The 18510-nt window shown below is 54.5% G+C and carries 20 protein-coding genes and 1 tRNA gene; 12 read left to right on the top strand and 9 right to left on the bottom strand.

The features are described 5' to 3' along the window. Positions 1-83: 83 nt before the first annotated feature. Together gatD and gatE are read left to right on the top strand one after the other, a co-directional pair. Complete coding sequence (gatD, locus tag M1158_02400) at positions 84-1427, top strand: Glu-tRNA(Gln) amidotransferase subunit GatD (GenBank protein MCL5099952.1); 1344 nt, start codon at positions 84-86, stop codon at positions 1425-1427. Then, positions 1424-3310, top strand: coding sequence for a Glu-tRNA(Gln) amidotransferase subunit GatE (gene gatE, locus M1158_02395; protein MCL5099951.1), 1887 nt, complete (start codon positions 1424-1426; stop codon positions 3308-3310). Before gatD ends, gatE begins: the two co-directional genes overlap by 4 nt. Positions 3311-3328: 18 nt before the next feature. Here gatE and M1158_02390 read toward each other — a convergent pair whose 3' ends face one another. Beyond that, entirely contained in the window at positions 3329-3568 is a 240-nt protein-coding gene (locus M1158_02390; protein MCL5099950.1) for a hypothetical protein, read from the bottom strand. A 4-nt stretch (positions 3569-3572) separates the two neighbouring features. Continuing rightward, entirely contained in the window at positions 3573-3905 is a 333-nt protein-coding gene (locus M1158_02385) for an Lrp/AsnC ligand binding domain-containing protein (protein ID MCL5099949.1), read from the bottom strand. A gap of 402 nt (positions 3906-4307) precedes the next feature. Here M1158_02385 and M1158_02380 point away from each other — a divergent pair, with 402 nt between their 5' ends. Next, a complete protein-coding gene (locus tag M1158_02380; protein MCL5099948.1) occupies positions 4308-5651 on the top strand; it encodes a winged helix-turn-helix transcriptional regulator in 1344 nt (447 codons plus the stop codon). A gap of 465 nt (positions 5652-6116) precedes the next feature. On the opposite strand, the gene M1158_02375 is transcribed toward M1158_02380, so the two are convergent. The 3 genes from M1158_02375 to M1158_02365 all read right to left on the bottom strand — a co-directional run bounded on the left by M1158_02375 (position 6117) and on the right by M1158_02365 (position 7862). Further along, complete coding sequence (locus M1158_02375; protein MCL5099947.1) at positions 6117-7199, bottom strand: Xaa-Pro peptidase family protein; 1083 nt, start codon at positions 7197-7199, stop codon at positions 6117-6119. Positions 7200-7266: 67 nt separating this feature from the next. Further along, a tRNA-Val gene (locus M1158_02370) sits at positions 7267-7338 on the bottom strand. Between the two features lie 83 nt (positions 7339-7421). Continuing rightward, the gene (locus tag M1158_02365) at positions 7422-7862 is read right to left on the bottom strand and encodes a hypothetical protein (protein ID MCL5099946.1); all 441 of its coding nucleotides are present in this window, start codon (positions 7860-7862) and stop codon (positions 7422-7424) included. A gap of 83 nt (positions 7863-7945) precedes the next feature. Here M1158_02365 and M1158_02360 point away from each other — a divergent pair, with 83 nt between their 5' ends. Beyond that, positions 7946-8500 carry a cob(I)yrinic acid a,c-diamide adenosyltransferase gene (locus M1158_02360; protein MCL5099945.1) on the top strand — a complete coding sequence of 185 codons (555 nt, stop codon included), beginning with the start codon at positions 7946-7948 and terminating at the stop codon, positions 8498-8500. A gap of 1 nt (position 8501) precedes the next feature. Here M1158_02360 and M1158_02355 read toward each other — a convergent pair whose 3' ends face one another. Both M1158_02355 and M1158_02350 read right to left on the bottom strand, forming a co-directional pair. Continuing rightward, positions 8502-8990, bottom strand: a complete 489-nt coding sequence (locus M1158_02355) for an SMC-Scp complex subunit ScpB (GenBank protein MCL5099944.1) — start codon at positions 8988-8990, stop codon at positions 8502-8504. Next, the gene (locus M1158_02350; GenBank protein ID MCL5099943.1) at positions 8977-9705 is read right to left on the bottom strand and encodes a segregation/condensation protein A; all 729 of its coding nucleotides are present in this window, start codon (positions 9703-9705) and stop codon (positions 8977-8979) included. The genes M1158_02355 and M1158_02350 overlap by 14 nt, the downstream gene beginning before the upstream one ends. Before the next feature lie 170 nt (positions 9706-9875). Between M1158_02350 and M1158_02345 the strand changes: the two genes are divergently transcribed. Beyond that, complete coding sequence (locus M1158_02345; protein MCL5099942.1) at positions 9876-10856, top strand: zinc metalloprotease HtpX; 981 nt, start codon at positions 9876-9878, stop codon at positions 10854-10856. Here M1158_02345 and M1158_02340 read toward each other — a convergent pair. Further along, complete coding sequence (locus tag M1158_02340) at positions 10808-11899, bottom strand: methyltransferase (GenBank protein ID MCL5099941.1); 1092 nt, start codon at positions 11897-11899, stop codon at positions 10808-10810. The genes M1158_02345 and M1158_02340 overlap by 49 nt on opposite strands. 73 nt (positions 11900-11972) lie before the next feature. Here M1158_02340 and M1158_02335 point away from each other — a divergent pair, with 73 nt between their 5' ends. Genes M1158_02335 through M1158_02320 form a run of 4 tightly spaced genes read left to right on the top strand, consistent with a single transcriptional unit; the run spans position 11973 to position 15175 of the window. Next, a complete protein-coding gene (locus tag M1158_02335) occupies positions 11973-12428 on the top strand; it encodes a transcription elongation factor Spt5 (GenBank protein MCL5099940.1) in 456 nt (151 codons plus the stop codon). Between the two features lie 29 nt (positions 12429-12457). Beyond that, positions 12458-12928 (top strand): 50S ribosomal protein L11, encoded by a 471-nt coding sequence (locus M1158_02330; GenBank protein MCL5099939.1) that lies wholly within the window; start codon positions 12458-12460, stop codon positions 12926-12928. Further along, the gene (locus M1158_02325; protein MCL5099938.1) at positions 12925-13611 is read left to right on the top strand and encodes an endonuclease III domain-containing protein; all 687 of its coding nucleotides are present in this window, start codon (positions 12925-12927) and stop codon (positions 13609-13611) included. The genes M1158_02330 and M1158_02325 overlap by 4 nt, the downstream gene beginning before the upstream one ends. A gap of 34 nt (positions 13612-13645) precedes the next feature. Next, positions 13646-15175, top strand: coding sequence for a hypothetical protein (locus M1158_02320; GenBank protein ID MCL5099937.1), 1530 nt, complete (start codon positions 13646-13648; stop codon positions 15173-15175). Between the two features lie 26 nt (positions 15176-15201). Here M1158_02320 and M1158_02315 read toward each other — a convergent pair whose 3' ends face one another. After that, entirely contained in the window at positions 15202-15609 is a 408-nt protein-coding gene (locus tag M1158_02315; protein MCL5099936.1) for a hypothetical protein, read from the bottom strand. A gap of 174 nt (positions 15610-15783) precedes the next feature. Between M1158_02315 and M1158_02310 the strand changes: the two genes are divergently transcribed. From M1158_02310 to M1158_02300, 3 genes are read left to right on the top strand one after another with little or no spacing between them, the layout of a single operon-like run. Beyond that, positions 15784-16677, top strand: a complete 894-nt coding sequence (locus M1158_02310) for a hypothetical protein (protein MCL5099935.1) — start codon at positions 15784-15786, stop codon at positions 16675-16677. Beyond that, positions 16670-17692, top strand: a complete 1023-nt coding sequence (locus tag M1158_02305; GenBank protein MCL5099934.1) for an NAD(P)-dependent oxidoreductase — start codon at positions 16670-16672, stop codon at positions 17690-17692. The genes M1158_02310 and M1158_02305 overlap by 8 nt, the downstream gene beginning before the upstream one ends. A 19-nt stretch (positions 17693-17711) precedes the next feature. Next, positions 17712-18509: a geranylgeranylglyceryl/heptaprenylglyceryl phosphate synthase gene (locus tag M1158_02300; GenBank protein ID MCL5099933.1), complete on the top strand. Its 798-nt coding sequence runs from the start codon at positions 17712-17714 to the stop codon at positions 18507-18509. The last annotated feature ends 1 nt before the right edge of the window (position 18510 follow it).

Genomic DNA, 18510 nt, shown 5'->3' with positions numbered 1-18510 from the left:
AAAGATATGGCGCACCGAACCATTTTTAATAAGCTTGCGATAATATAGTGGCTTGTTGCGCCTCCTGCGCAGGGTGTTGCACAATGTATCAAGATAAAGTCTCAGAATTTCTCAAGGAAAACGGCATAGCGGTCGGCGACACGATAAAAGTAGAGCGTGCCGGCGCCGTCATAGAGGGCGAGTTGATGCCCGGCACCGAGGCCAACAGCCCAGACGTGCTTGTGGTAAAGCTCAAGAACGGCTACAATGCCGGAATATCGCTCAAGGGCGCGAAGGTGAAGAAACTGGATGGCGCGCGCAAGGAGGCGCGCTCATTCCCGAAGGCGCAGCTCAAGCAGAGCAAGGGCCTGCCGAAGGTCGCGCTGCTCTACACCGGCGGCACGATAGGCAGCAAGCTCGACTACAAGACCGGCGGGGTGTATATGCTCCTCAAGCCGGAAGAACTCTTCTACGAGGTGCCTGAACTGTCGAGCATAGCGAGCGTATCGGCAAAGCAGCTCTTCAGCATCTCCAGCGAGGACATGTCTTATATGGAGTGGCAAAGAATAGCAGAGGAGGCAGCCAAAGCAGTGGACGAGGGCGCCCATGGCGTAGTGATCACGATAGGCACGGACACGATGCATTACGCTTCTGCCGCGCTGTCGTTCATGCTTAGCGACGTCAAGGCGCCTATAGTGCTGACCGGCTCGCAAAGGAGCAGCGACCGCGGATCCAGCGATGCCTTCCTGAACCTTATATGCGCGGTCAGGCTTGCTGCCGAATCTGACATAGGGGAGGTAGGCATCTGCATGCACGCTACTAGCTCTGACGACAAATGCGCGTTCATGCGGGGCACTAAAGTAAGAAAGATGCACACTTCAAGGAGGGACGCGTTCAGGCCAGTCAACGAGAAGCCGATAGCAGAGCTCGGCAGCACAGGCGTCATAAAATACATCAGCAAGTACAGGAAAGCCGAACAATCAAAAAAAGCAAAAGCGCTTCCCGGCTTCGAGGAAAAGGTGGCGTTGGTCAAGGCCTACCCTGATTCAAGCCCCGACATAATCAACTTCTATGCCGACAAGGGCTACAAGGGCATGATCATAGAGGGCACAGGGCTGGGCCATACGCCCGTTTCGACGGAGCATGAGGGCAAGTCGTGGCTCCCTGCAATAAAGAGCGCCGTAGAGAACGGCATGGTAATAGGCATGACCTCGCAATGCCTCTACGGGCGCGTGCACCCTAACGTGTACAGGAACCTGAGGCTCCTGAGCGCCTCGGGCGTCATATACTGCGAGGACATGCTGCCAGAGACCGCATACGCCAAGCTTGGATGGCTGCTCGGGAACTATGACGCAAAGAAGGCAAAGGAGCTTCTAAGCAAGAACCTTGTTGGCGAGATAGCCGAGCGCCGGGAGCATGATGAATTCCCAAACGACGTGTTCGAATGAGCGCCATGGCACCTGAAGGCAACGCTGCCGCTCCTGTCGATTATGCTAAGCTTGGCTTCATGTGCGGGCTCGAGGTGCACCAGCGGCTTGCCACCAAGCAGAAGCTGTTCTGCGCGTGCCCTGCTGATGTCGCGCATGTTCAAAGCTCCAATTCCATATTCAGGTACCAGCGCGCCGTTGCGGGCGAGCTCGGCAATGTCGACCTATCAGCGCAGTTCGAGGAGATGCGCAATCGGAAGTTCATCTACAACCTCTACCCAGGCCATACGTGCCTAGTCGACATAGACGAGGAGCCGCCCCACCAGCTCAACACAGAGGCATTGGAGATCTCGCTGTCGATAGCTTCTTCCCTGCACCTTAAGATTGTCGACGAGCTCCAGCCGATGCGCAAGGAGGTAGTGGACGGCAGCAACCCGAGCGCGTTCCAGCGCACTGTGCTGCTGGGCACCGACGGCATCATGAAGCTTGACGGGCATGCGATAGGCATAACGATGATATCGCTGGAAGAGGAATCCGCAGGCATAAGCGCCGCGGCTCCTGGCTCAATAACCTACGATTCCGACCGGATAGGCATACCGCTGGTGGAAATAGACACGGATCCGCACATAGCATCGCCGCAGGAAGCGAAGCAGGCGGCCCTGCGCATAGGCACTTTGCTCAGGCTTACTGGCAAGGTGCAGCGGGGCATAGGCACGATAAGGCAGGACGTCAACGTCTCGATAAAGGGTGGGGCGCGCGTCGAGATAAAAGGCCTGCAGGAGCTCGATACAATGGACAAGTTCATAGAGAACGAAGTCGTGCGCCAGCAGCGCCTGATATGGCTGCGCGACGAACTCGTCAAGCGCAAGGCGTCTGTGGGGGAGCCGCACGATATGAGCAAGCTGCTGAAAGGCACAAACGCAAAGATAATCGCACCTGCGCTTGAAGCTGGCGGAGTTGTACTAGGTGTTGCGCTGCACGGGTTCAAGGGCGTGATTGGCGCGGAGGTCAACCCTGGCAGGCGCCTGGGCACCGAGATCAGCGACTACGCGAAGATGGGTGGCGTGAAAGGCCTGATACACAGCAACGAGGACATAAGCGGCTATGCCCTTACCAGCAGCGAAGCAGTCGCGATAAGGAAGGAGCTGGAGCTGGGCGCGAATGACGCGTTCATGCTGATAGCGGGCCCGAACGACAGCGCATCGAAGGCGATAAGTCTAGCAGCCGACAGGGCAAGGCAGGCTCTTGTCGGAGTGCCGCTGGAGACGCGTGGAGTTGCGAGCGCCGATGCATTCACCACAAAGTTCCTGCGTCCGCTCCCGGGCGGAGCAAGGATGTATCCCGAGACTGACGTGAAGCCGGTGCGCATAACCGGCGAGATGCTGGATAGAGCAGCGCTAAGTGCGCCCGACATAGACAAGGAGCGCGCGCGGCTCGTCAGGGAACTCGGCAATGAGAACCTAGCAAGCATGCTCATGCTGTCGCCGAGGCTGCAGCTCTACAAGGCACTCGTCTCAGCAAAGAACTCAGACAAGCCGTTCATAGCCAACACGTTGCTCCAGAAATTCACCGAGCTGCGCAGGGCCGGCCTTGATGCCGAATCCATACCAGAGCAGGAGCTTGCCGGGCTCTTCGCCATGTACGGTAAAGGCAGGCTCACCAAGCAGGCGGTAGAAGAGGTGCTCAAGGAGCTCTCGAAAGGCAAACGCGGGGCCGAAAGGATAGCCAAAGAGCTAGGCCTGGAGCGCGTAAGCGGCGATGGGCTCGCCAGCCTTGTCGAGAAGGCTAAGAAAGAGCACCCCGGAGCGAAAGCTACGGAACTCATGCAGCACATAATGAAGGAACACAGGCTTAACGTTGACGGGACCGAGCTCTCGAGAATGCTCAATCCCAAGAAAAAATGAATGTATGTATTGACAAATCTAGCCTTGAAACGAATTCGTCTGCCTTCTTTTCAGATAGTCGCTGTATGCCTTTGCGTAATACTCGCTCTTCTCTTTGAAATACTCTGCATAGCTCTCTAGCTCATCTTCCTTGATGCGCACCGATGTGCCAGGGCCGTCTCTTATAACTATGAAATTGCCATCAGCAGATTTTTCAAGCCCGTCTTGCGCTCCTTTATTGTTTGCGCGCTTTAGCAGCCAGGAACGGAAGCGGTTCATTGCATTACCTCCTGTAGTTCAGGTAACTGACAAGCGTGCCGTACCTGCTGTCTATGTTGTCCCTTATGTATTCCGCGACCTTGTTCGGCTCGCGCTCCCCGTCAAACCTTGCCTTTACCATGAAGCCGGCTTCCCCCTCAGTCACGTATACTTCAAGCACGTCGTCAAGGTTCATCAGCTCTTTTGCCACCTTCCCTATCTCGACGCCGTCTTTCGGTTTCAGCAGGAAGAACTTATGAAAGGTCCTGCCGCTCTCCCTGATGACCCAGGGATTCTTCTGTTTTGCAGAGTCTCCGCTGTGTTTCGCGCTATGCACGTCCCTCCACCTCGTTTTCATTCGTCAGCATAGACGATCTGCCATATGCCATCGTCTATCCTGACCACCTTAACCGGCCTGCTATCGTTATTTGTAGGCTTCTTGCTTTCCCTGCTTATTCCGAACATTACAAGCACCATCACTTGGGAGAGGTAGGATGGAAGGCCGAATTAGGGGCCGCAGCCAAGTTAAAGAAGCACTCGATGCTGCTAGAAATATAAACCATGCCTTCCACCCTGCTTGATTATTATTACGGCGCGGCTTGTATATATAACTATTCAGGCAATATGCAATTACATTTTATGCATAACGCTAAAATAACTAAATATAATTATGAAAATGTGCTATTTATATACTAAAATAGCTTAATACTTAAACTTTTAACGTAGAAAGCCTTTTAAATATTAGGTTTAATATACTATTATGGAGCTCCCGCCTGCCGTAGCGTCTGTGCTCGAATCGCTGCGCAAGAAGTCCGAATACAGCGTACAGGTAGTGTTCCTGCGCGGCAGCTATTACGTGTATGAGTACAAGGTAAAGACCATTGCGGGCAGGGTGCGCAGGTTCTCTCTTTATCTGGGCAAGATCGAGAAGGACGGCACTTTCATAGCCGCAAGGCGGAGGTTCCTGCACACGAGGGTAAGGAACCTTAGCGAATACATGAAGATGAAGGCTGAGGGCGAGAAGCCGGCGATGCTCGACGCGCTGCTCTACCCCGATGAACTGAGCACAAGAATCATAACAGAGCTCAGCATGAATTCTAGGATCGCAGTGGGCGAGCTCGCCCGCATGCTTGGCATAAAGAGGGAAAGGGTGCTGTACAGGGTAAACCAGCTCAGGAAGCTCTACAAGATGAAGTACACCATAGAGATGAAGCCCGATACCTTCGGCTTCCAGAGGTATCTGCTACTGGCAAAATTCCCCAGAGGCAAGCCGGATCCAGAAAGGCTCAGAGAATTGCTGGGCAAGAACCCAAGAGTGCAACTCGCAGCGACAGCAGAGGGCGACTACAATTTGATGATATACGTGCTTGCAGAGAGCAACACGGCACTTGAGGACACGATATACGAGATGCGCTCAAGTTCTGTGTTCGCGAATGCACCTGGCACTTGGAACGTGAGCTACCTCATAGAGCCGTACGGCTGGTACATGCCTTTCAGGGACGAGTTCTTCACATTGCTCAAGGAGCGCATCTGGCGCAGGAGCAAGGATTCGCCGAGGAGGCAGCCAGGCCAGCTATTGCACAGCGAATACGCTGTTATGAAGGAGCTGAACAAAGACGCGGCGACGAACTTCGCGGACATAGACAGGGAATACGGCCTCAAGGAGGGCAATGCACGCTACACCTACGAGAAGCTGCTAGGCAAGCAGACGATAAAGAGGGCAACAATCACGATGGAAGGCCTGCCATTGAAGTACCTCGAATTCATCTACCTCGTACAGCGCAACATACCTGCATTCAACAGCACTAGAATAGAGTTTCTGGAAAACATAACAGACGAAACGCAATATTCAACCAACAAATATGCGTATGTTGCGAATTCGTCATCACCATACGGCATAATACTTGTCACACCAATATTTGAAGAGAAAGAGACAGCCACATTGATGCAGGGGCTTTCCGAAGTAAAAGGTATAAAGATAAAAACTGCTTCAATAACACGCGTGCTTGTTGGAGAATTCGGCCTGAGAAAATTCAAAATGGAAGAATCAAACAGCTTTAAAGTCAAAATTGAACTCTTAAAGAAGAAAGAAACCTTACATTAATCGTAGTTAACTTCCTCCTCCACTTCCACTCATATTATCAACCAAATTTATTTACATCAATAGACTAACCTCCTCCATTTCCGCCCATAAGTCTCGCTTCTTACAGTATTAACTTCCTCCACCTGCTCCGCCCATAATTTCACCTTTTATTAACAATCAGATATTAACCTCCTCCTCCGCTTCCGCCCATAGTTTCACCACTTACTAGATTAATCCGATTACCCTCCTCCTCCACTTCCACTCATACCATCCACCACATTTATTTACATTAACCAGATTAGCTTCCTCCTCCGCTTCCGCCCATGGTTTTGCCTCTTACAGTATTAACCTCCTCCTCCTGCACCGCCCATAGTTTCACCACTTACGCTTGTATCGTAGCCTTTAAATATCTTCCTGCGTTGTTCGTGTGTAAGCTTACCTGGCTCGAAGCACGGTCCGTCGGCTATCATGCCACCGTATGCGCCATCATAGGAACCTTGCTCCGTCTTTCGTCACTAGCACATCGTCCTCTATCCTTACCCCGCCGAAGCCCTGCACGTATATACCTGGCTCGTCGCTCACTATCATGCCCGGCTTGAGCATGTTTTTCTGCATGCCGAGGCCGCCTCCCACATCGTGCACCTCCAGGCCTATGCTGTGCCCCAGCGAATGTATGAATTTGCCCTTGTAGCGCCCGTGCTCCGCAGCGTCTATGAAGTCCGCTACCCTCTTGTGCACGTCATGGCCGTCAACGCCCGGCCTTATGCTGTCCAGGCCCAGCCTCTGCGCCTGCTCCACTATCTTGTGCATCGCGACCATTCTCTCGTATTTGCCGCTTGATTTGTCTGGCCTGAAAATGAACGTCCTTGTCATGTCGGCGCAGTAGTTGCCGTACATGGCGCCGACATCTATGAGCACTATGCTGTTCGGCCTCAGCCTTGTCGAGTCAGGCATGTGGTGCGGGAGCGCGCTGTTTGCGCCGAACGATACAATGCTGTCGAATGCGGGCTTCTGCGAGCCGTAATCCATCATCAGGTAGTTGAACCTTGCTGCGAGCTGCAGCTCGGTCATGCCCTCATTGAAATACTCAGGTATGGCGCCTAGCGCCCTCTTTGTTATGCTTACCGCCTTGCGCATCGCGTCTATTTCCCCCTGGCTCTTGATCTCTCTCGCTTTTGCGAAGAGGGCCCTCGCGTCGCCGATGCTCTTTGCCTTCGCATACTTTCTTATCAGCCTGTAATAGGCATACGGCAGGTAGCTGCCGTTGATTCCGACCCTCTTGCCCTTGAGGTGCAGGGCAAGCTCTTTCTGAAATTTCTCGCGCTTGTCCACGACTACGACCTCCATCTCCCTCGGTCGCTGCTCCGTCGCTATGCCTGCCTCAAGCTTTGAGGTAAGCAGCACCATCCTTTTCGGGAATGCTATAAGCACGTCCTGCTCGAACACACCGCCATAGAAGCCAGTGAGATAGGTGAAGTTCGCGTCCTTCTCCTCGGTGTTCATCAGCACAAGCGCATCGAACCCGCTTTCCGAAAACACGCTATTGAGTCTGTCGCGCATGCTACGCATAATACCACAAACCAGAATGCATGCGCGTGTTTTTATACCTGAGCAGAAGGGGAGGCAACGGACGGAATGGGCCCGGGGAGAATCGGACTCCCGATCTTTACCTTGTGAAGGTAACGTCTTACCATTCGACCACAGGCCCGCGAATAGTCAAGCGCATAAAAGCTTATTAACTCTTGCAGTTTTCGCGAGACGCCGGGCCTGCAGCAAAGGCGTTGGGCAAGCTCAGGGATTGGCCTTCCTGAGCTTTGCCGGCGCTGCCTCTTTATCGCAATTCGGGCAATAAAGTATGTATTCCGTGTCTTTCTCGCTGAGCGCTGCTTTTATTGCATTGATGAACTTAGATGGCGAATGGCTGTAGATCGGTACCTCCACCCTTGCCATTATCGCCGGCGTGTCGCATTCTATGCAGCGCCAATACAGCTCCCCCTCTCCCATTCTCATATAGTAGGTTTTCCCAGTGCTTTTGGGATCGCTCTCGTCCCTGAACCGGTTGTATACGGTCTTGCATGCAGGGCACTTTATCTGGTATGATTCGGTACCAGCAGTGCGCCCCTCTACCCAGTCGGTTGGCAGGAGCGGCTTGCCGTCGAACAGGCAGTATTTCAGGAAACCGTTCGCATAAACCGGCTTTGATTTTTGTATGTGCGGTTTTGTTGTTTGCATAACGAACCAATTGTGCTTTTTGTCTAATCCAAATATATATAGACTTGCACATCCAGTCAATTGGTGTTTGACGAGGCGATGTGGTGGCTTCGCAGTTCTATACCGGCACAGGCGACAGCGGCTCTACGATCATGGGCGGCGGCCGCGTGCTGAAGAATGACCCGCTGGTGCATGCGATCGGCGACATCAACGAGCTCAACGCATGGCTCGGAGTTGCTCTCCAGAACGTCAGCGACGAGATGGTGTCGAAGCAGGTGCACTTCATACAGAACGAGCTCTTCGTGATAGGTGCAGAGCTGGCATCGATAGCCGACAAGCGCTTCACCCCTAAGCGCGCGATAGCAGATTCTGACGTCGAGGCGCTTCAGCAGGCCGTAGAGGAAGTTGGAGGCAGGGCGCACAAGCTGAAATCATTCGTGCTGCCGGGTGGCCCGGCGGGCGCCGCCTATTTGGATTTAGCAGCTACAGTTGCAAGGCGCACTGAACGCACCATAGTGGAGCTGATGCACAAGGCCAACGGCAGGAAACTCAATCCCGCGATAGAGAAATACCTCAACAGGCTCTCATCGTACCTGTTCTGGGCCGCAAGGGCCATCAATGCAAGGGAGGGCGTCGACGAGGAAAGGCCCACCTATTGACCTAGTTGCCTTTGCTCTCGCCAAGGCTGAAGTACTCGCGGAACTTGTCGGTTGTCTGGAGCTTCTTGGTTCGGCCTACGCGCTTTGTGTCGAGGAAATCGTTCTCTACGAGCTCTTTCACGTAATCATATGTCGAGCTGCCGAACGCCTTTACTACGGCGTTCTGGTAGATGGGCTCGTTCCTGCTCACATATGCGAGTATGCGCAGCGCGCCCTTGCTTATGTCCGGCTGCCCGGCCAATCCGTTGACCTTCGTCGCGTATGGCTCTGCCAATCCCATCATGTACTTGTTGCCTATAGACAGTATGCGCAGCGCTCCGTCTCTCGATGCGTACTCTCCCTCAAGCTCCTTCAGCGCGCTGTTGATGTAGCCGAGCGACACCACGCCAATGGCTTGCGCCAGCTCCTCGGCGCTCATCGCCTTGCCGGTCACGAAGAGTGCGGCCTCTATCAGGCGCTTGGTGTCTGCGTCGACCTTACTCTGCTGCATGCGCATCCCCAAGCACTATGAATATCTCGTCGAAGAAGCTGTCCTGCCTCATCGATATGCGCGCCTTGTGCGCGAGGAAGAGCAGCGGCACGAACAGGTCGAGCAGCATGCTCTCCGAGCTGTTGAATCCCTCGGCCAGGCTGGCGAACGTCGTTGTCTTGTAGGCATCGATCTTGCTCTTCACGAGCTCGTATACCAGCTCAATCCTCTCGTCTATGTCATAATTGTTTACGTAGAACTGCATGGGCGTGGCCTCTGCCACGGCGCGCTGCTCGCGGCGCTGCTCCAGCTTCATGGCATCATCCAACGCGTCCATCAGCTCAGCCAGCGTTATGCGCTTGCGGGGCTGCTGCCTCGCCCTCGGCGTAAGAGCCTCGACGCCAGGAAGGACGCGCTGGCCAGGCGCCTGCTCCGCCTCTGGCTCCGCCTGAGGCTCCTCGCGGCTGAATATCTCGATGCTGTCGCTCTTCATCCTCACCAATATCGAGGCGGCAAGCATTATGTTGGCCGGCACGAACAGGTCGAGCACCTTCATGCGCTTCACTACGTCCACGTAGCTTTCCACCATGCGCACTATGTCTATGTCCCATGGATTGAGCTCGTTGCTCTCCACCAGGCCTACAAGCAATTCCCTCCACGTGGCGTTCTTCACAAGCTCCTCTATGTTGAAGTCCGCCTTGGGCGAAGATACGACGGTCTCTACTACGCCCGCCATCCGAATGCCTCTGAACCGGTCAGAGTTAATGCGTCAGGAAGGTATTTATCCCTGTCGCTGACGACACAGATATGGTACGCCGCCTTACCAGGCGCAAAAGCGCAGGCATTTGCCAAACTATTAAATGTTATAACGTGCATGTTATACTAATTACATCTAGCTCTGATTCCATGATTACTGCCGGCGACCTTAGGTTCAGGATGTACATCACGCTGATACTGTCGTTCGCGATAGGCTTCGGCATAATCTATGCGTTGCTTCTGTATGCCGGGGCCGGCATCTATCCGATAGTCGCGATAGCAGCGCTCTTCTTCCTGTTCCAGTGGTACATATCACCGCACATAATGGCCATGTTCTCGCGCATCCGCTACATAAAGGATGACGAGTACCCGCAGCTCCACAAGCTGGTGGAGGAGCTCTCTCAGCAGGCCGACGTGCCCGTGCCGAGGATAGCGATAGCGCCCGCCAAGGAGCCTAATGCGTTCGTGTTCGGCCGCACCAAGAAGAGCGCGACGCTTGTCGTGCATGAGGGGCTGCTGCCGCTGTTAGACGCTAACGAGCTGAGGGCTGTGCTCGCGCACGAGATAGGGCACCTGAAGCACAACGACATCGTAGTCATAACGATGGTGTCGTTCATACCGCTCCTCGCCTACATAGTCGCGCAGAGCCTGCTGTTCAGCAGCATATTCGGCGGCAGCCGCAACAACGATTCGTATCTGGTGCTGTTCGGGCTCATCGCGTTCGTCGTGTACTTCATCTCAGAGCTGCTCATGCTGTCGCTGTCGAGGGTGAGGGAAAGCTTTGCGGACGAGTACTCTGCAAACTCCACCCAGCAGCCGGGCTACCTGGCGTCGGCGTTGCTGAAGATTACAGCATCAAACTCCGCCAACCAGAAGCCAGGCCAGGACTCGACCATAGCAAGGTCGCTCTACATAATGGACTTTTTCAGCGCAGACAAGGACATTGCCGAGATAAGAGAGCACATGCCAGAGCTCAAGCGGCTGCTGCCCGGCGTAAATGTGGAGACACTGCTTGCGGGCTCGAAGCCGAAGCACAGCCTGTTCGGCGGGCTCAATTCCCTCTTCGCCACGCACCCTCCGACCTACAGGCGCCTCATCGACCTTGCCGAGATCAACGACCGGCTGCGCTGAGCGCGTCTCGATAAAACAATATCGAAGACCATCTCTACCTCGTTCCTCGAATATGGGCGCACCATGCGCTCGCCGACAAAACGCACCTTACGCCCCATTGCCAGTGCCTTTGCAGCGATTTCCTTCTTGAGCTCATCTTGCTTGCCCGCACCGCAGAATGCGTACAGATGCACGCTCGCGTGCGCCTTCGCTATCGCGCATATCGCGGACATGAAGTCCAGGCTGGTCTTCGGCATGGGCACCACCACGCGGTCCGCGAAGCCCTTGCGCCTCTCCGCAACTGCCGCGAAATCCCCATGAACGGCCTCTAGATTGGCGACGCGGTTAAGCTTCATGTTGGCTTTCATGTACCTGTATGCATCAGCATTCAGCTCTATCGCAAGCACGCGCGAATGTGGATGGTGCTTGGCTATCTCTATAGCGAACGGGCCCACTCCCGCGAACGGCACGGCAACGGCCTCGCCATCCCCTACCAGCGCGTCTATCCTCCCGCGCTCGAATGAGAGCGCGGCCGAGAAGAAGGCCTTCCTGACGTCGAACGCGAAGCTGCACCCGTTCTCCTTGTAATGGGCCATGTAAGTGCTCTTTCCGTAGATGCGCCTGAGCCTTCTTGTCCTGTAAGTGCCGTGCACAGCACCCGCTTTCGCGAGCACGGTGCTTATGCGCGGATTTGCCTCTGCAATTGAGCGGCCTACCATCTTCTCCTTGCTGCCGATGTCGCCGCGCAACTCCACTATGGCTATATTGCCCAATCCCTCGTAGCCCCTTGCGACGAGCGCCAGCTCCCTCTTCGAGAGCCTTTCCGAGAGCAGGTCGTAGTAGCTAACGCGCCTGGCGTTCGGCACTCCCTGCCTATCAACGAGCTTGGTGCCGCCGCCCAGCCTCTCAAGAACCTTTTTAGTCTTTTGCGCATCTAAAAGAATAGGAAACAACACATAGCGTGCGCTATTCTGGACCATCATCTTCCTGTTGAGCAGGCCGAATTCGCCGAGAAGCGCCTTAGCGTGCTCCGCTTTGGCCTTCTCAACGCGAAGGTGCAGCATGTATAACACAGCATGAATCTGTCTCGCATGCAATAAAAAGGTTCATGCGCATAGGCTATGCGGCCGTGATTCAGTGTATTTCGTAGTGAAGGTAACGTCGGGCCAGGAGCGCATCGCAGCCAGCATGCTCCAGAACAAGGCGAGCAAGACAGACCTGCCGATCTATTCGATAATAGTTGTCGATGGCGTGCGCGGCTACATAATAGTTGAGGCCGAGGAGGAGCTCTCTTGCAGGAGCTTCATAAGCAAGGAGCACAACATACGCGGCATGCTATCGAAGCCGCTGAGCACCGAGGACGTGGAGAAGCTCATAAAGATAAGCACGGCCGTGCAGGAGATAGAGAAGGACGACACCATAGAGTTCACGAGCGGGCCGTTCAAGGGCTACAAGGCTCGGGTGCTGAAGGTCGATGACGCGAAGAGCGACATAACCGTGGAGCTCATGGACGTGGTGGTGCCAATACCGATAACGACGAAGATGAACACAGCCAAGATAATACAGAAGGCGAAGAGCGCAGAGGGCGCATGACGGGCATTGACGTTTCACAAGGCGAGTAGATGAGCGAGATCACAATATCCGGGCTGGTAGAGGGAGGCAAGGCTACTGCCGGGCCCCCGTTCGGGCCTGCCCTTGGGCCTCTCGGCGTCAACATAGGCGCGATAGTGGGCGAGATAAACAAGAAGACCGGGGAGTTCGCAGGCATAAAGATACCTGTGAAGGTCATTGTCGATATGTCGAGCAAGGCCTTCAGGGTGGAGGTCGGGGCTCCGCCCACGAGTGCGCTGATACTCAAGGAGCTCGGGGCTCCTGCCGGAGCAAAGACCAAGGATGAGACGATCGGCAGCCTCACCATGGAGCAGGTCAAGAAAATAGCGAAATCGAAGGAAGCGTCGATATACGGCAATGCTTTCGCCGACAAAGTCAAGCAGGTGCTCGGCACCTGCAAGAGCATGGGGGTGAAGTGCGAGAACGAGGATCCGAGGGCGGTCATAGCGAAGATAAACTCGGGACAGCTGAAGGTGTCGTGAGCGCAGGCGCCGCGCCGATGGAGATATACGCGCTGCTGCGCAGGCGCTTCGGCTTCCTGGACTGGTGGCCCGGCGACACAAAGTTCGAGATCCTTGTCGGCGCGATACTGACGCAGCAGACATCTTGGAAGAACGTCGAGAAGGCGCTCGCCAATCTGAAGCGCGCGCATGCCCTAAACCTGAAAAGGCTTGCGAACATCGACATAGGTAAACTCGAGTCATACATCAGGCCGAGCGGCTTCTACAGGCAGAAGGCATGGAGGTTGAAGGGCGCCTGCTCCTACATACTAAGCAACTACGGCACGCTGGAGCGCTTCTTTTCACGCAATGCGGCCGAGCTGAGGAACGAGCTTCTCTCGCTCAACGGCATAGGCGAGGAGACAGCAGATTCCATAGTGCTCTACGCGGCAGAGAAGCCCGTTTTCGTCGTTGACGCTTATACGCGGCGAGCGATGCACAGGATCACGGGCATTGACGAGAAAATCAGCTATGGCGAGCTGCAAAGGTTTTTCGAGTCTAGAGTCAAGAAGGACGTCGGGCTGTACAAGGACATGCACGCACAGTTCGTGGAGCTGGGCAAGAACTACTGCAAGACCGTGCCCAAATGCTTGGAATGCCCGCTGAATAGCGTGTGTCTGCACGGCCTGAGTGCAGTGCACAAAACGGACTCTAAAAACCTATAAATATATTGAATTGCTCAATATACGTAATGATGCTATGGCCACCACGGTAAACGCGCACGATAAAAATGTAAACGAGCAGGGGAAAGAATATGATACCCGTATGAATATCTGGGAGCAGTATCACTGGAACTTTTTCACTAACTGGCAATCGAGAAGGGCAGGCAAGCTGGCTGGAAAAATTGAGCAAGAAGTGGACTACGTCCATGATGGCTTTTGGACGTTTGCCAAGCACGTAGGAATTGAAGACGAGAGAACAAGAGAGAGTATAATAGAGCTTTCCGCAAAACTAAAGGCTGCAGCCGACGATAAGGCGCGGCATGATCTCTTGAAGAACGCCCCAACCGCATACAAGGAGCTTGAAAATCGCGTCGGCAGTAGGCTTGCAGCTACTATAATGGACATAATGCCACTTATCGAAGGCGTACTGCGCACCGAAAGTAAAGATGCGGGAAACCAAAGTATAGATGATATGGCGTATGAATATCTGTCCAAATTTAAGATGGGATATCCATTCAATTCTGGCAAAGTTGTCACAATATTCGATGCACTAAATGCTATAGCCCACAAGGACCAGCTCGCTGATTCAGATAGCTTTGAGGTCTGGAGAATAATAGCAAATCTTAATGACGAGGCCAAGGGCCTGTACGTTTCGACGCATGCCTTCGGCGCTGCTTTAAGCGCAGTTCCAGAGTGGGAGCGCTTCGAGAATTCTACTGTGTTTAAGGACAGAGCCGGTGAAAAGTTCATCGGCAACCTACAAGACATTCACTCGATAGACGAGAAGTCTTTCATAAATGACATGGCGCACCTTGCGGCGCTTGCCTATCTTGAGCGCATGGCCCACATGATAAGGTATGCCTACCTACACGGCGGCGACCTCGATTATGTCAGGAGAATTGCGGATTTCTTCAGCGAAGGCGAATTCAAGAAGCAGCCGTACAGTGTAATCTCAATGGGGCTCATGGACAAGGTTAGGCATGGCGGCAAAGATTACAGCAAACAAGTAAGCACAGACCTCACTAGCCTGAGATGGACTGCATACAGCAAGAAGTATCTGGCTGAAAACGCCAGTTGGCTCAATGAGGCGCTCAATGAAGCTGCAAAGGATGACGAATTCAAGATTGCACTGGATAAGCTGAGGAACGGCGAACAGGTAACACTTGACAAAGCGCTGGAGATATGGCAGGTGGTGAACGGGAAATGGCTTGAGCGCACTGGCCCGTATGCGATAAAAAGCAGGAAGACGCGAGAGGATCTGCGCACCATGATTGGTAGGGTACGAATAACTTCAGAGGATGCTGACGAATTCTCCAACATACTCATACAGGCCCACCTTTCATCCAACCACAGGCTGGCTGCAAGGATGGGGCTGGACCCGGATGAAATCGCATTCATCAGCAGCATGGAGCCGATGGCGGTGGGAGACCTTGACAACGCGCTGCTCAGGCGACTGCGCTCTACCGCAACCTTTGAGGAATGGGAACAGATAAGGAGCAAGTATCTCAACACCGAGGTCGACGAACTGAAGGAAGAGATAATGTTAACGCCTGACACCGTAGCGTGAACAAATTGAGGTCGCGCTGCGATTCCCTACTTCCTTATGAGCCCTGATATGCGCGCCGTGAGCTCGCGCATCCTGGCGAGCTCCTCCTTCTCTGCTTCGGTGGCCTTGTACTCGCCGCTCGCTATGTGGCTCTCTATCGCGTCTATGAAGTCCAGCCATTCCTCTGCGTCGTCCTTCATGAGGGCTATGACAGTCTTGTCCATGCTCAGCAGGTCGAGCACCTCGAGCAGCTTCTTGTTCTCCACCTCGTCATTGCCCGCCCTGAGCCTTTCGGTCACGCTGGCCCTCAGGCCGCGTATGTCGTCCACGCCAACATTCTTGTTCCTGTCTATGATCGCATCCAGGTCAGAGACGAACTGGCGCACGGCCGAGTGCAGCCTTGACAGCAGTTCGCCGAGCGACAGGCCCCTAGTGCTGTCAGTTGGGTTTGCCATCAAATCGCCAAATGTGCGCGCTCCGCGCCATTCATGCTTGACAAAGCACCACTAAAAACCTTCCCAGACAAAGGTATAAAAAGAATGCAAACGAATAGGTAGCAACGCGGAGTTTCACGACGAGCTATTTTGCCGTTTAGGCACGGTTTAGCACGCAGGCAAGGAGTGATTAAATTGGCAGACGACCACCATCGTATAATCAAGCGCCTAGTGTTCAGGCTTGTCAGGAAGCATGTTGCGGGCACTACAACATCATCTGCCATAAGGACCGCCGCTACGCTGAGCGGCAGGGGCCTGCTGCCCACAGTGACATTCCTGAGCGACCACGTCAACACGCAGCTCAATGCCAGATACAACATCAATGCCTACATAGAGCTGGCGCGCCAGCTGTCCAGGCAGAGCATACGCGCCGACCTGTCGGTCAGGCTGAGCCAGCTCGGCTACTTCATCAGCAAGGACGGGGCGCGCGCAGGAGCAGAAGAGATACTCGGCTCGCTGGGCCCGGGCAGCAAGCTCTGGCTGGAGAGCGAGCAGGGCATAGGGCCGGGCGAGTTGGCAGGGATCTGCGAGGAGCATGCGGGCATGCCTGCAGGTTTCGAGATGCCGGCCTCGCTGCTCTACAATGGCACAGCCGAAAAGTACCTGGGCGCGAAGAACAGGTACATAAAGCTCACTACAAACAACTACGCCATGCCTGACGTTGCGGCAAAGGGCGCTCGCAAGCGCGGCAAGCACTATGACGATATGCTCGACGTCTTCAGCCGCTCGATAGACAGGCTGGCGAGGAAGAACAGGGTCGTGACAGTTGCCGGCCAGGACGAGAGGCTCATGCTCGGGCTCTTCAAGGCCAACAAGGGCCACAGAAGAGATTTAATATTTGAGGTGCCATTGGGCTATAACCAAAAGAGGGTTGGCATGCTTCTGAAGCTAAAGGCCAACGTCAGCGTCTATGTCACGTACGGCAAGGACTGGATACCATACGCGATAAACAGGCTCACCGAGGGGCGCATCCGCGACATTGCTGTGGCGGTGCTGAACGGCGAGCATAAGGTTGTGGGAAATGCCTAACAACAGAGGGGCCGAGACTCCTATAATAGACCTTGTAACCGGGGCAACCAGCGGCATAGGGCGCCTTCTCGTCGAGCTCCTCCTCAAGGAGGGCCACGAGGTAAGGGTGCTGCTCAGGCAGAGCCCTGCAACAAGCGACGAGTGGACTAAGCTGCCTCCGAACGTGGAGCTGTATGTCGCTGATCTGAGGAGCAGCGATGCGTCAGAGACGCGAGTTATCGAGGAAGCGTGCAAGGATGTCGACAACATATTCCACATAGCCGGCGCCACGTACAACTACAGGAACACGTTCGACGAGTTGATAGATGCGAATGTGGTGGGTACCGACAATCTGCTGAGCGCGTGCCAGACTGTGAACAGGCCGCTCCAGAAAAATGTCCACGTGATATTCGCAAGCAGCTGCACCGTTTACGGCTATCGGCGCCCTGGCGAGACTCTGACAGAGGAGTCGGAGCTTAAGCCGGCAAGCCCTTATTCGGAGAGCAAGGAGATGGCCGAACGCGTAGTGGAATCATATGCAGAGACAGATCCGAAGATGCATTACACCACACTGAGGTTCGGCACGCTCTACGGGCTGCATTACACCAACTCATTCTTCAAGATCTTCGAGTTGATCAAGGCGGGCAAGGCCATGTATATAGGCACGGGCGGCAACCATCTCACACTTATACATGAAAACGACGCCGTCAGGATAATGTTCTTGGCTGCGCAGAGTCCGAAGGCGCTGAACAGGGTTTACAATGCAACGGACGGCCAGGCCTACACTGTGAAGAGCCTGTTCGGGTTCGTTGCCGATTATTTCGGCGTGAAGCCGCCCTCACGGCATATCTCCCATACCGTGGCCAAGATAATAAGACCGATAATGGGCGTGAAGTCCGATGAGCTGGAGTTTGTGGCCAGCGACAGAATAATACGCATAGACAGGGCGCGCACCGAGCTCGGATTCGCGCCTAAGGAAAGGATGGAGAAGGCTGGCCTGGAGATGCTCAAGGAGTTCGACAAGACTCACAAGTGACGCTATTGCTGTGATTATCATGAAGAACGGAAAGGTCGAAAGGTACATACACGATACCATAGAGAGCAAGGGCGCGATGCTGTTCTCGCTCATGGACCCTGAGGACTACAAGAACGAAAAGGAGGCAGTAGAGACCGCGAAAGCAGTTACGAAGGGAGGCAGCGACATTCTGCTGCTCGGCGGCAGCAGCGGCGTGCAGGGCACCATGCTCGACGAGGTCACCAAGCAGATACACGAAGCCATAGACGTGCCGCTCGTGCTCTTCCCGGGCAACATGGCTACGATAACCAAGTATGCAGACGCGATATACTTCCAGACGCTGCTCAACTCGCGCAACTCCTACTGGCACTCGCAGGCGCAGATGCTCGTTGCGCCGCTGATCAGGCATCTCGGCATAGAGCCATTGCCGGTCGGCTACATACTTGTCGAGCCCGGCGGCACGGCCGGCTGGGTAGGCGACGCCAACTTAATACCTAAGGAGAAGCCGAAGATAGCGGCTGCGCTTGCGCTTACCGGCCAATACTTCGGGAGCAGGCTCATAGTGACTGATACGGGCTCGAATCCCAGGCTACAAGGCGGCGGGCCCATACCTGCCGATATGATAAGGGCGGTGCGCCAGGCGATAGACGTGCCGTACGTTGTCGGCGGCGGGATCGTATCGGAGCAGGAGCTCAGAACAGCGTACAAGAATGGAGCCGACGCTGTGCAGATAGGCACCGCCTTCGAGAACGGTTCTACCTCATCTGCTTACAAGAAGGCGCTGCTCTTCTCCCGCATCGCAAAAGAAGAGGGTGCAAGAAAGAGAAAAGGGCGCTAGC

Source organism: Candidatus Marsarchaeota archaeon, assembly GCA_023473665.1.
Lineage (GTDB): Archaea > Micrarchaeota > Micrarchaeia > Micrarchaeales > Micrarchaeaceae > JAMCYM01.
Note: the sequence above shows the minus strand (reverse complement) of the source record. Positions and strands in the feature narration are given on the sequence as shown.

What these genes read in the sequence shown, in the direction of transcription:
- gatD (MCL5099952.1), top strand. Translation starts at nt 84, where the DNA reads ATGTATCAAGATAAAGTCTCAGAATTTCTCAAGGAAAACGGCATAGCG.
- gatE (MCL5099951.1), top strand. Translation starts at nt 1,424, where the DNA reads ATGAGCGCCATGGCACCTGAAGGCAACGCTGCCGCTCCTGTCGATTAT.
- M1158_02390 (MCL5099950.1), bottom strand. Translation starts at nt 3,568, where the DNA reads ATGAACCGCTTCCGTTCCTGGCTGCTAAAGCGCGCAAACAATAAAGGA.
- M1158_02385 (MCL5099949.1), bottom strand. Translation starts at nt 3,905, where the DNA reads ATGAAAACGAGGTGGAGGGACGTGCATAGCGCGAAACACAGCGGAGAC.
- M1158_02380 (MCL5099948.1), top strand. Translation starts at nt 4,308, where the DNA reads ATGGAGCTCCCGCCTGCCGTAGCGTCTGTGCTCGAATCGCTGCGCAAG.
- M1158_02375 (MCL5099947.1), bottom strand. Translation starts at nt 7,199, where the DNA reads ATGCGTAGCATGCGCGACAGACTCAATAGCGTGTTTTCGGAAAGCGGG.
- M1158_02365 (MCL5099946.1), bottom strand. Translation starts at nt 7,862, where the DNA reads ATGCAAACAACAAAACCGCACATACAAAAATCAAAGCCGGTTTATGCG.
- M1158_02355 (MCL5099944.1), bottom strand. Translation starts at nt 8,990, where the DNA reads ATGCAGCAGAGTAAGGTCGACGCAGACACCAAGCGCCTGATAGAGGCC.
- M1158_02350 (MCL5099943.1), bottom strand. Translation starts at nt 9,705, where the DNA reads ATGGCGGGCGTAGTAGAGACCGTCGTATCTTCGCCCAAGGCGGACTTC.
- M1158_02345 (MCL5099942.1), top strand. Translation starts at nt 9,876, where the DNA reads ATGATTACTGCCGGCGACCTTAGGTTCAGGATGTACATCACGCTGATA.
- M1158_02340 (MCL5099941.1), bottom strand. Translation starts at nt 11,899, where the DNA reads ATGCTGCACCTTCGCGTTGAGAAGGCCAAAGCGGAGCACGCTAAGGCG.
- M1158_02330 (MCL5099939.1), top strand. Translation starts at nt 12,458, where the DNA reads ATGAGCGAGATCACAATATCCGGGCTGGTAGAGGGAGGCAAGGCTACT.
- M1158_02320 (MCL5099937.1), top strand. Translation starts at nt 13,646, where the DNA reads ATGGCCACCACGGTAAACGCGCACGATAAAAATGTAAACGAGCAGGGG.
- M1158_02315 (MCL5099936.1), bottom strand. Translation starts at nt 15,609, where the DNA reads ATGGCAAACCCAACTGACAGCACTAGGGGCCTGTCGCTCGGCGAACTG.
- M1158_02305 (MCL5099934.1), top strand. Translation starts at nt 16,670, where the DNA reads ATGCCTAACAACAGAGGGGCCGAGACTCCTATAATAGACCTTGTAACC.
- M1158_02300 (MCL5099933.1), top strand. Translation starts at nt 17,712, where the DNA reads ATGAAGAACGGAAAGGTCGAAAGGTACATACACGATACCATAGAGAGC.